The sequence below is a fragment of the Streptomyces sp. NPDC107521 genome (genome assembly GCF_055598485.1).
In genome coordinates this window covers 49961-61231 of record NZ_JBVKAT010000032.1, presented here as the reverse complement: position 1 = coordinate 61231, position 11271 = coordinate 49961, and the positions used below count along the sequence as shown (strand labels likewise).

General features: G+C 71.4%; 8 protein-coding genes and 3 pseudogenes. 2 read left to right on the top strand and 9 right to left on the bottom strand.

Features of this window, described 5'->3' with window-relative positions:
- Positions 1-262 precede the first annotated feature (262 nt).
- The 5 genes and pseudogenes from ACZ7LB_RS30815 to ACZ7LB_RS30795 all read right to left on the bottom strand — a co-directional run.
- Positions 263-1948: a ribonuclease J gene (locus ACZ7LB_RS30815; RefSeq protein ID WP_161225653.1), complete on the bottom strand. Its 1686-nt coding sequence runs from the start codon at positions 1946-1948 to the stop codon at positions 263-265.
- Positions 1949-2108: 160 nt separating this feature from the next.
- The gene (gene dapA, locus ACZ7LB_RS30810; RefSeq protein WP_161225654.1) at positions 2109-3008 is read right to left on the bottom strand and encodes a 4-hydroxy-tetrahydrodipicolinate synthase; all 900 of its coding nucleotides are present in this window, start codon (positions 3006-3008) and stop codon (positions 2109-2111) included.
- 211 nt (positions 3009-3219) lie between these two features.
- Positions 3220-3669, bottom strand: a pseudogene (gene thyX, locus ACZ7LB_RS30805) (FAD-dependent thymidylate synthase); the annotation flags it as partial.
- A 3-nt stretch (positions 3670-3672) separates the two neighbouring features.
- Positions 3673-4266: pseudogene (locus tag ACZ7LB_RS30800) on the bottom strand (HNH endonuclease); the annotation flags it as partial.
- 246 nt (positions 4267-4512) lie between these two features.
- Positions 4513-4860, bottom strand: a pseudogene (locus ACZ7LB_RS30795) (FAD-dependent thymidylate synthase); the annotation flags it as partial.
- Between the two features lie 236 nt (positions 4861-5096).
- Between ACZ7LB_RS30795 and ACZ7LB_RS30790 the strand changes: the two are divergent.
- Both ACZ7LB_RS30790 and ACZ7LB_RS30785 read left to right on the top strand, forming a co-directional pair.
- Complete coding sequence (locus ACZ7LB_RS30790) at positions 5097-5336, top strand: hypothetical protein (RefSeq protein WP_471472807.1); 240 nt, start codon at positions 5097-5099, stop codon at positions 5334-5336.
- A 172-nt stretch (positions 5337-5508) separates the two neighbouring features.
- Entirely contained in the window at positions 5509-6063 is a 555-nt protein-coding gene (locus ACZ7LB_RS30785) for a hypothetical protein (protein ID WP_471472805.1), read from the top strand.
- A 184-nt stretch (positions 6064-6247) separates the two neighbouring features.
- On the opposite strand, the gene ACZ7LB_RS30780 is transcribed toward ACZ7LB_RS30785, so the two are convergent.
- Genes ACZ7LB_RS30780 through ACZ7LB_RS30765 form a run of 4 tightly spaced genes read right to left on the bottom strand, consistent with a single transcriptional unit; the run spans position 6248 to position 11145 of the window.
- Positions 6248-6706 (bottom strand): tetratricopeptide repeat protein, encoded by a 459-nt coding sequence (locus ACZ7LB_RS30780; protein WP_471472803.1) that lies wholly within the window; start codon positions 6704-6706, stop codon positions 6248-6250.
- A gap of 57 nt (positions 6707-6763) precedes the next feature.
- Positions 6764-7516, bottom strand: coding sequence for a 4-hydroxy-tetrahydrodipicolinate reductase (dapB, locus tag ACZ7LB_RS30775; protein WP_471472801.1), 753 nt, complete (start codon positions 7514-7516; stop codon positions 6764-6766).
- A 30-nt stretch (positions 7517-7546) separates the two neighbouring features.
- Positions 7547-8926, bottom strand: a complete 1380-nt coding sequence (locus ACZ7LB_RS30770; protein WP_471472799.1) for a M16 family metallopeptidase — start codon at positions 8924-8926, stop codon at positions 7547-7549.
- On the bottom strand, positions 8923-11145 hold the full coding sequence (locus ACZ7LB_RS30765; RefSeq protein WP_471472797.1) for a polyribonucleotide nucleotidyltransferase: 2223 nt from the start codon (positions 11143-11145) through the stop codon (positions 8923-8925). Before ACZ7LB_RS30765 ends, ACZ7LB_RS30770 begins: the two co-directional genes overlap by 4 nt.
- Positions 11146-11271 lie beyond the last annotated feature (126 nt).

Sequence of the window (11271 nt, the reverse complement as noted above, 5' to 3'; positions counted from 1 at the left end):
CTTGCGTTTCCGACTCTATCAGATCTTTCCGATCCGATTTCCTCGGTGCTTTCCAGGTTCCCGCTTCCGCGTTTCCCTTTCCGGCGGCTCCGACTTTATCAGAGATTCTGAGCCGGAATTTCCGCCCTCCGGGGCAGCTCCCTGCCCACGAAGTGAGCGGGTGTCCGTCCGAGCGGAGATGTAAACGTACTGGAGCCGGGCGCCCCGACGCAAATCGGGGGCCCGGCTCCGGGTGTACGGGGTCCGGCGGACCGACGGTCCGTCAGACCTCCACGACCACCGGCAGGATCATCGGCCGGCGTCGGTAGGTGTCCGAGACCCACTTGCCCAGGGTCCTGCGGACGAGCTGCTGGAGCTGGTGGGGCTCGACGACCCCGTCCTGCGCCGAACGCTCCAGCGCCTCCGTGATCCTGGGGACCACCGCGGCGAAGGCCGAGTCGTCGATGCCCGAGCCGCGGGCCTGGATGTGCGGACCGCCCGTGATCTTGCCGGTCGACGCGTCGATGACCGCGAAGACCGAGATGATGCCCTCGTCCCCGAGGATCTTGCGGTCCTTCAGGGCCGGCTCGCCCACGTCGCCGACGGAGAGGCCGTCGACGTACACATAGCCCGCCTGCACCTTGCCGGTGATCTTCGCCTTGCCCTCGACGAGGTCGACGACGACACCGTCCTCCGCGATGACGATGCGGTCGTGCGGGACGCCGGTCATGGCGCCCAGCTCGGCGTTGGCCCGCAGATGGCGCCACTCGCCGTGCACCGGCATCAGGTTCTTCGGGCGGCAGATGTTGTAGAAGTACAGCAGCTCGCCCGCGGAGGCGTGGCCCGAGACGTGGACCTTGGCGTTGCCCTTGTGGACCACGTTCGCGCCCCACCGGGTCAGGCCGTTGATCACGCGGTACACCGCGTTCTCGTTGCCCGGGATGAGCGACGAGGCCAGGATGACCGTGTCGCCCTCGACGATACGGATCTGGTGGTCCCGGTTGGCCATGCGGGAGAGCGCGGCCATCGGCTCGCCCTGCGAACCCGTGCAGACCAGGACGACCTCGCTGTCCGGCAGGTCGTCCAGCGTCTTCACGTCGACGACCAGACCCGGCGGCACCCGCAGGTAGCCGAGGTCCCGGGCGATGCCCATGTTGCGGACCATCGACCGGCCGACGAAGGCGACCCGGCGGCCGTACTCGTAGGCGGCGTCGAGGATCTGCTGGATGCGGTGCACGTGGCTGGCGAAGCTCGCCACGATGATCCGCTTGCGGGCACCGGCGAAGACCTGCCGCAGCACCCCCGAGATGTCCCGCTCGTGCGGGGTGAACCCGGGGACCTCGGCGTTGGTCGAGTCGGTGAGCAGGAGGTCGATGCCCTCCTCGCTCAGCCGCGCGAACGCGTGCAGGTCCGTCAGGCGGTTGTCCAGCGGCAACTGGTCCATCTTGAAGTCGCCGGTGTGCACGACCATGCCCGCCGGGGTGCGGATGGCGACCGCCAGCGCGTCCGGGATCGAGTGGTTGACCGCGATGAACTCGCAGTCGAAGGGACCCACGCGCTCCCGGTTACCCTCCGCCACCTCCAGGGTGTACGGACGGATGCGGTGCTCCTGGAGCTTCGCCTCGATGAGCGCCAGGGTCAGCTTGGAGCCGATCAGGGGGATGTCCGGCTTCTCCCGCAGGAGGAAGGGGACACCGCCGATGTGGTCCTCGTGGCCATGGGTCAGGACGATGCCCTCGATGTCGTCGAGGCGGTCCCGGATGGACGAGAAGTCCGGCAGGATCAGGTCGATTCCGGGCTGCTCCTCCTCCGGGAAGAGCACTCCGCAGTCGACGATCAGCAGACGGCCGCCGTACTCGAAGACCGTCATGTTGCGGCCGATCTCGCCCAGACCGCCGAGCGGTGTGACCCGCAGGCCACCGTCGGGGAGCTTCGGGGGACGGCCCAGTTCAGGATGCGGATGACTCAAAAGACTCTCCTCACCACACACGCCACGTACCGGTGGGCACGTGGCGCGCATGACGTTCGTGCAGAAGCAGTTGTGGTTGGGGGTGCGGGCACCGGTGGCCCGCGTATTCAGTTGTGAAGTCCTGGTGGCGCCGGATGGCGCGGTGGCGCGAAGTCCGTTCTCAGAGCTGTACCCCGCCGGCGGCAAGATCGATCTTGAGCTGCTCGTACTCCTCGGCGTTCAGCTCCACCATGGGCGCGCGCAGCGGTCCCGCGGGCCGCCCCTGGAGGGTGAGCGCGGCCTTGGTGGTCATGACGCCCTGGGTGCGGAACATCCCGGTGAAGACCGGGAGGAGCTTCTGGTGGATCTCCAGCGCCTTCTGCACGTCACCGGCGACGAAGGCCTCCACCATGGCCCGCAGCTCGGGGGTGACGATGTGGCCGACGACGGAGACGAAGCCGACGGCGCCCACGGAGAGCAGCGGCAGGTTCAGCATGTCGTCGCCGGAGTACCAGGCCAGGCCGGAGCGGGCGATGGCCCAGCTCGCCCGGCCGAGGTCGCCCTTGGCGTCCTTGTTGGCGACGATCCGCGGGTGCTCCGCCAGGCGGACCAGGGTCTCCGTGTTGATCGGGACACCGCTGCGCCCGGGGATGTCGTAGAGCATCACCGGCAGCGCGGTGGCGTCCGCGACGGCCGTGAAGTGCTGGTACAGGCCCTCCTGCGGGGGCTTGTTGTAGTACGGCGTGACGAGCAGGAGGCCGTGGGCGCCGACGCGCTCGGCGGCACGGGCCAGCTCGACGCTGTGCTGGGTGTTGTTGGTGCCGGCGCCGGCGACGACGTGGGCGCGGTCACCGACGGCCTCCACCACCGCCCGCACCAGGTCCGCCTTCTCCGCGTCGCTGGTGGTGGGGGACTCACCGGTGGTGCCGTTGATGATCAGGCCGTCGTTGCCGGCGTCCACCAGATGGGCGGCGAGCCGCTGCGCGCCGTCGAGGTCGAGTGCGCCGTCCGCCGTGAAGGGCGTGACCATGGCAGTGAGGACCCGCCCGAAGGGGGTCTGCGGAGTGGAGGTCGGAGCCATGGGTTACACGCTACTCGTTGCACAGGGCCTGGTCTGCCCTCGGGGGAGGCGGCAGGTCGGAACGGAGGTGGAGCCCGGCACTGCCTGCTCGGGGGTTCAAGCAGTGCCGGGTCCCTTTGATCAGGCTAGATGAACTTCTCCAAAGCCCGCAATACGGACACTTCGGGCGGCTGATGCGCACATGTGTGCCCGGCGGGCCGCCGGGGACGCGTCAGGGCGCGACACGCCCGTTGGCGTTGAAGGCGGCATGGGTCAGCGGCATGAGCCGGGCCCACTCGGCCTCCATCAGCTCGCCCACCATCTCGATCTCCCGCTGCGGGAAGGACGGCACCTTGGCCAGTTCGTGCTGGGTGCGCAGGCCGAGGAAGTGCATCAGCGAGCGGGCGTTGCAGGTGGCGTACATCGAGGAGTACAGGCCGACCGGGAGGACCGAGCGGGCCACCTCGCGGGCGACGCCGGCGGCCAGCATCTCCTGGTAGGTCCGGTACGCCTGGAGGTACGACTCCTCCATCGCGCGGCCGGTCAGCTCGTGCTGCTCGGGGGTCCCCTCGACGAAGACGTACTTGCCGGGCCGCCCCTGCTGCACCAGCTTGCGCGAGTCGTCCGGGACGTAGAAGACCGGGCGCAGCTCGCGGTAGCGGCCGGACTCCTCGTTGTAGGAGTTGTGCACGACGATGCCGTCGGCGACGAAGTTGTGCCAGGGGCCCTCGACCGAGAGGTCGTAGGTCATCTCCTCGCCGTCGTCCTCGATGCCGACGATCCGGTCCGGCACCGCGGTGGCCGCGCCGCTCCCGCGCCGGTCCCGCCGCTCCGCGCTCCGCGCCGCGTGGCAGGGCTCACAGGCGGGGGCGAGGTTGCGCTCGTCGAGCGCCCGCGCCGGGTCGTCCTCGACGGGGACGACGTGGTCCAGGGCCAGCTCCTCGCGGGGGAGGTCCCGGCCGCAGCGGTGGCAGGTGTCGACGTCCCCGATCAGCCGCTCCCTCAGGGTGGACATCCACACCCCGATGCCGCGCTCCAGCGCGGGTGGCAGGGCGCCGGAGGGCCGCGGGGCGTCGTCGGAGGCCATGACCTCGTCGCCGACGGCCAGATCGCCCGCCTTGCGCCAGCCCTCGGGGGTGAACACGGCGTGGTCGACCGTGCAGCGGAGGGTCCGGCCGGAGGCGGTGGTGATCCTGATGAGGCTCTTGACCCCGGACCGGATCACGTCGACGATCCTGGCCCGCCCCGCGAGCAGGGTCTCCTCGTCGTGGCAGCGCACATGGCTGTCGCGCACCGGCTCCAGCCCGCGCAGCCGGGTGCCGGGGTCCCGCTCCCGGAAGTCCGCCACGGCCGCTCCGGCCGCCTCCCGGGACGCGTAGAGCCCGAGGTGGTGGTCGGTCCCGTCGCGCCGGACCCGCGCGGCCCACCGGCCGGCCCCGCCGTGCCAGGTCACGCCGGCGGCCGAGGCCGGCAGCCGGTCGTCCCCGCCCAGGTGCCAGCGCTCGTACAGCTCGGCGATGGTGCGCCTGCGCAGCTCACCGGACTCGCTCTCCAGCGTGACCGCGGTGTCCCCCGCGAGGCACCAGCCGACCCGGTGGCGCATGAACTCGCGGAAGACGAAGATCGGGGCGCTGATGAAGAAGGTCATCGAGTTGTGCTCGAACGGGCTGCCGTGCCGGTCCCGCATCAGATAGTTGATCAGGCCCTTCGAGCGCTGCGGGTCCTTCTCCAGCTCCTCGAGGGACTGCTCCCCGGCGGTCGAGACCCGTGCGGCGAACAGCACGTCGGAGTCGGTCGCGCTGCTCCTGACCAGCTCGACGGTGACGTCGCTGCGGAGGTCGATCGGGGTGTCGTCGGCGGGGGTGTCGGTCACGGGTGGCGGGCCTTCCCATCGTGTCGCTTGGCGAGGCCACTCTACGGCCCGCCCGGACGGGAGCTTCACGGGCCGTCAATCGGGGCGTTCCCGGCCCTGAGGCGATGAAGTCGGCGAAAACGGGCACCAGTGCGGGCGTTCGTTCGTCTGTAGGGGTGACGGCCGGTGCCGTATCCGATCCGCCGGCCCCGCACACACGTCCCGGATCCGACCGGTCCCGGAAGGGAGCAGCATCCATGGCCCGCCGCAGTGAACCCGTGCCCTTCGCCTTCGTCTCCGAGACCGACAGGTTCCGCAGCAACGTCACTCCCCCGCCGCGCGAGCGGCTCTCCCCCGGCCGCCTGGCCGGGCGTTCGCTGCTGGGCCTCACGATCGTCGCCGGGCTGGTCGGGTCCCTGGTGCTCGGGATGCCCGCGCTGTCGGCGGACCAGCCGTCGCGGCAGCACCAGCAGAACCAGGCGACCGACGGTCGCTGAGCCCGGCGCCTCCGCCCGGCCCCGGGCCGGTGCGCCACCCGAGCCGGTGCGCCACCGGGGCCGGTGCGGCCGGTGGGCGGCGGCCCGTCCGGCCCCCCGAGGGTGGTGACCCCCGGCGCGGGTCGATAGCCTCACCGGCACAGCACTCGCCCGGAACCAGTGAGGACCGACCGTGCCCCTCCCCTTCCTGACGGCCGACCGAGCCTTCGACACCACCGACGATGTCGCGCTGCCGTACGACGACCGGGACCTCTGGCGCCGTCCCTACCGGCCGGGGCCCTGGCGGGTGGGCACGGCGGCGCTCGCGCTGCTGCTCGCCTCCTTCGTGCTGTTCGCGGCGGTCGTCATCGGGGCGACGGGCCCGCTGTCCTCCGCCGCCTCGGTCTTCGCCATCGCGCTCGTCATGATCGCGTGCGCCCTGCGGCTGCTGCGGATGGGCACCTGGGTGAGCGCGCGGGGCGTGCGCCAGACGGGCTTCCTCGCCACCCGCACGGTCGCCTGGGACCAGGTCGCCAGCGTGCGCACGACGCAGCAGCCGGTGCGCTGGCTCGGGCTGCCGCGCACGGTGCAGGGGCAGGCGCTGCTGCTGGCGCGCCAGGGCCGGGGCACGGACGTCCTGCCGCCGCTGATGACCACGCACAACGCGGACTTCCTGGGCCGTGAGCAGGCCTTCGACCGGGCGGCCGACACCGTGGAGGCGTGGGCGGACGAGTACCGGCGGGGCTGATCCGCCGAACGTGACGGAACGCCGGTGGCCCGGTCCCCTCGGCGGGGACCGGGCCACCGGCGTTCCGCGGCGTGCGCCGTCGTACCGGCACGGGCCGGACGGGTGCCGGGGAACCCGGCCGGTCCGGACACGGCCGGCCGGGTGTCCGGCGCCGCTCCGGCCTCGCTCCGGCCCCGGTCCGGTGTCAGGCCGCCTCGGCGGCCGGCCTGCCGTCGTGCAGCGCGATCGCCCGCTGCATCGCCTTGCGGGCGCGCGGGGTGTCCCGGGCGTCCTGGTAGGCGACGGCGAGCCGGAACCAGCTCCGCCAGTCGTCGGGGGCGGCCTCGGTCTCGGCCCGGCGGCGGGCGAAGACCTCGTCGGCCGAGTCGCGGTCGACGCGCCCGCTGGGGGTGCGTCTCAGCTCGTCGACCGGCAGCCCGCCCTCGGCGTCGAGTTCCGCGGCGAGCTGGTTGGCCCGGCGGACGAACTGGGTGTTCTTCCAGAGGAACCACAGCCCGATCACCGGCAGCACCAGCACGGCGACGCCCATGGCGACCGTGAGCGGGGTCCCGGCGTCGATGAGCAGGACGCCGCGGCTGCCGACCAGGACGAAGTAGAAGACCAGGACGGCGGCCGTGATGACGTAGGAGATCTTCGCGCGCATGTCAGTTGGCAGCTCGGTTCGGGGTTCGGTGCGGCGGGCGGGTCGGCGGCTGGCCGGTCAGCCCAGGTCCAGGAAGTGCTCCAGGCCGAAGGTGAGGCCCGGGGTCGTCACCACCCGGCGGGCGCCCAGCAGGATGCCGGGCATGAAACTGCTGTGGTGCAGGGAGTCGTGCCGGACGGTGAGGGTCTCCCCCTCTCCGCCCAGCAGCACCTCCTGGTGGGCGAGCAGGCCGCGCAACCGGACCGCGTGCACGGGCACGCCGTCGACGTTGGCGCCGCGGGCTCCCTCCAGGCCGGTGGCAGTGGCGTCGGGCGCCGGGGCGGCGCCTGCCTTCTGCCGGGCCTCGGCGATGAGCTGGGCGGTGCGGGTGGCGGTGCCGCTGGGGGCGTCGACCTTGTTCGGGTGGTGCAGCTCGACCACCTCGACGGACTCGAAGTACGGCGCGGCGATCTGCGCGAACTTCATGGTCAGGACGGCGCCGATGGAGAAGTTGGGCGCGATGAGCACGCCCGTCCCCGGGGAGGCGTCGAGCAGCTCCCGCAGCCGGGCCAGCCGCTCCTCGGTCCAGCCGGTGGTCCCGACGACGGCGTGGATGCCGTGGGCGAGGCAGTACTCCAGGTTGGCCATGACCGAGTCGGGGGTGGTCAGCTCGACGGCGACCCGGGCGCCGCGCTCGGTCAGCGTCTCCAGGGAGTCGTCCCGGCCGAGGGCCGCGACCAGTTCCATGTCGTCGGCGGCCCCGACCGCCCGTACGGCCTCGGAACCGATGCGTCCCCGGGCACCGAGGACGGCCACGCGCAGCTTGCTCATGTCACCTTGCTTCCTTCTCTGGGGGCGCCGTCAGGCGACGGCGTCGTGCAGCCGGGCCGCCTGCTTGTCCTTGAGCGGGCCGATGACCGACAGCGACGGCCGCCGGCCCAGGACGTCGCGGGCGACGGCGCGGACGTCGTCCGGCGTGACCGAGGCTATCCGGGCGAGCATGTCGTCGACGGACATCTGCTCGCCCCAGCACAGCTCGCTCTTGCCGATACGGTTCATCAGCGCGCCGGTGTCCTCCAGGCCGAGGACGGTGGAGCCCCGGAGCTGGCCGACGGCGCGCCCGATCTCCTCGTCGCTCAGCCCCTCGGCGGCGACCCGGTCCAGCTCGTCCCGGCAGAGCCGGAGCACGTCGTGCACCTGGGACGGGCGGCAGCCCGCGTAGACGCCGAAGAGGCCGCAGTCCGCGAAGCCCGAGGTGTACGAGTACACGCTGTAGGCCAGGCCGCGCTTCTCCCGGACCTCCTGGAAGAGGCGGGAGGACATGCCGCCGCCGAGGGCGGTGTTGAGGACGCCCAGCGCCCAGCGGCGCTCGTCGGTGCGGGCCAGACCGGGCATGCCGAGGATGACGTGGGCCTGCTCGGTCTTGCGTCCGACCAGTTCGACGCGGCCGGCGGTGCGGATGGCGCGCTGTCCCGAACGCGGGGCGACGGGCCGGGCCACCGGGTCGCGGAACGCCCCGGCCTTCTCGAAGGCGGCCCGGACCTGCCGCACGACCTTGGCGTGGTCGATGTTCCCGGCGCAGGCGACCACGAGGTGGGTCGGGTCGTAGTGCTTGCGGTAGAAGCGCCGGATGCGGTCGGCGGTCAGCGCGTTGACCGTGTCGACGGTGCCGAGGACGGGGCGGCCGAGGGCGTTGTCGCCGAACATGGTGTGCGCGAACAGGTCGTGCACGCAGTCACCGGGGTCGTCCTCGGTCATGGCGATTTCTTCGAGGATGGCGCCGCGCTCGACGTCGACGTCCTCCTCCTCGATCAGCGAGCCGGTGAGCATGTCGCAGACCACGTCGATGGCGAGCGGCAGGTCCGTGTCGAGCACCCGTGCGTAGTAGCAGGTGTACTCCTTGGCCGTGAAGGCGTTCATCTCGCCGCCGACGGCGTCCAGGGCGGAGGAGATGTCCAGGGCGGACCTGCGGGTGGTGCCCTTGAAGAGCAGGTGCTCCAGGTAGTGGGTGGCGCCGTTCAGCGCGGGCGTCTCGTCGCGGGAGCCGACGTGCGCCCAGATGCCGAAGGTCGCGGAGCGGACCGAGGGCAGCGTCTCGGTGACGATCCGCAGACCACCGGGGAGGGTGGTCCTGCGGACGGTGCCGATGCCGTTCTCGCCCCTGATCAGGGTTTGGGTACGGGCGACGGCCCGCGCCTCCTGGGAGGTGCGGGCCGTCGCCTCGGCGCTACGGGACGTCACTTGTCGGCGTCGTCCTTCTTGTCGTCGGACTCGGCGTCCTCGCCCTCGATCACGGGGATGAGGGAGAGCTTGCCGCGCGAGTCGATCTCCGCGATCTCGACCTGGACCTTCTGGCCCACGCCGAGCACGTCCTCGACGTTCTCCACGCGCTTGCCGCCGGCCAGCTTGCGGATCTGCGAGATGTGCAGCAGGCCGTCCTTGCCGGGCAGCAGGGAGACGAAGGCGCCGAAGGTCGTGGTCTTGACGACCGTGCCCAGGTAGCGCTCGCCGACCTCGGGCATCGTCGGGTTGGCGATGCCGTTGATCGTGGTGCGGGCGGCCTCGGCGGAGTGGCCGTCGGCGGCACCGATGTAGATGGTGCCGTCGTCCTCGATGGTGATCTCGGCGCCGGTGTCCTCCTGGATCTGGTTGATCATCTTGCCCTTGGGGCCGATGACCTCGCCGATCTTGTCGACCGGGATCTTCACGGTGATGATCCGCGGCGCGTTGGGGGACATCTCGTCCGGCGTGTCGATCGCTTCCATCATCACGTCGAGGATGTGGAGGCGGGCGTCACGGGCCTGCTTGAGGGCGGCGGCCAGGACGGAGGCGGGGATGCCGTCCAGCTTGGTGTCGAGCTGGAGGGCGGTGACGAACTCCTTGGTGCCGGCGACCTTGAAGTCCATGTCGCCGAAGGCGTCCTCCGCACCGAGGATGTCGGTGAGGGTGACGTAGTGCGTCTCGCCCTCGATCTCCTGGGAGATGAGGCCCATGGCGATGCCGGCGACGGGGGCCTTCAGCGGCACACCGGCGTTCAGCAGGGACATGGTGGAGGCGCAGACCGAGCCCATGGACGTCGAGCCGTTGGAGCCGAGGGCCTCGGACACCTGGCGGATCGCGTAGGGGAACTCCTCGCGGGTCGGCAGGACCGGCACCAGGGCGCGCTCGGCGAGGGCGCCGTGGCCGATCTCGCGGCGCTTCGGGGAGCCGACGCGGCCGGTCTCACCGACCGAGTAGGGCGGGAAGTTGTAGTTGTGCATGTAGCGCTTGCGCGTCACCGGGGAGAGGGTGTCGAGCTGCTGCTCCATGCGGAGCATGTTGAGCGTGGTGACCCCGAGGATCTGGGTCTCGCCGCGCTCGAACAGGGCGGAGCCGTGGACCCGCGGGATGGCCTCGACCTCGGCGGCCAGGGTGCGGATGTCGGTGACACCGCGGCCGTCGATGCGCTTCTTCTCCTTGATGACGCGCTCGCGGACCAGGGACTTGGTCAGCGCGCGGTACGCGGCGGAGATCTCCTTCTCGCGGCCCTCGAACTCCGGCAGGAGCTTCTCGGCGGCGAGCGCCTTGACGCGGTCCAGCTCGGCCTCGCGCTCCTGCTTGCCGGCGATGGTGAGCGCCTGGGCCAGCTCGGGGCGGACGGCGGCGGAGAGCGCCTCCAGGACGTCGTCCTGGTGGTCCAGGAAGATCGGGAACTCGCCGGTCGGCTTGGCGGCCTTGGCGGCGAGGTCGGCCTGGGCGCGGCAGAGCACCTTGATGAAGGGCTTGGCGGCGTCCAGACCGGCGGCGACGATCTCCTCGGTGGGGGCGTCGGCGCCGCCCTCGACGAGCTTAACGGTCTTGTCGGTGGCCTCGGCCTCGACCATCATGATCGCGACGTCGCCGTCCTCCAGCACACGGCCGGCGACGACCATGTCGAAGACGGCGTCCTCCAGCTCGGTGTGCGTGGGGAAGGCGACCCACTGGCCGCGGATCAGCGCGACGCGGACGCCGCCGATCGGGCCGGAGAAGGGCAGGCCCGCGAGCTGCGTGGACGCGGAGGCGGCGTTGATCGCCACGACGTCGTACAGGTGGTCCGGGTTGAGCGCCATGATCGTGGCGACGACCTGGATCTCGTTGCGCAGGCCCTTCTTGAAGGACGGGCGCAGCGGGCGGTCGATGAGGCGGCAGGTGAGGACGGCGTCCTCGGAGGGCCGGCCCTCGCGGCGGAAGAAGCTGCCGGGGATCTTGCCGGCGGCGTACATCCGCTCCTCGACGTCCACCGTGAGGGGGAAGAAGTCGAGCTGGTCCTTGGGGTTCTTGGACGCGGTGGTGGCCGACAGCACCATGGTGTCGTCGTCCAGGTACGCCACGGCGGAGCCGGCGGCCTGCTTGGCCAGGCGGCCCGTCTCGAAGCGGATGGTGCGGGTGCCGAAGGCGCCGTTGTCGATGACGGCCTCGGCGTAGTGGGTCTCGTTCTCCACTAGCGTTTTCTCCGTTACTTGTCGTCTTTGGTCCCTCCCCGCCCGTGTGGCGGAGGGGACGGTGTACGGAGAAGCGCTCCGTCCGGTGCGGGCCGGTCTTCGATCGAAGCTCCCGGGGGTTCTCCT

Coding starts and splice junctions, on each gene's coding strand:
- dapB (WP_471472801.1), bottom strand. CDS start 7,516: ATGAGCAAGCTGCGCGTGGCCGTCCTCGGTGCCCGGGGACGCATCGGT.
- ACZ7LB_RS30790 (WP_471472807.1), top strand. CDS start 5,097: ATGGCCCGCCGCAGTGAACCCGTGCCCTTCGCCTTCGTCTCCGAGACC.
- dapA (WP_161225654.1), bottom strand. CDS start 3,008: ATGGCTCCGACCTCCACTCCGCAGACCCCCTTCGGGCGGGTCCTCACT.
- ACZ7LB_RS30780 (WP_471472803.1), bottom strand. CDS start 6,706: ATGCGCGCGAAGATCTCCTACGTCATCACGGCCGCCGTCCTGGTCTTC.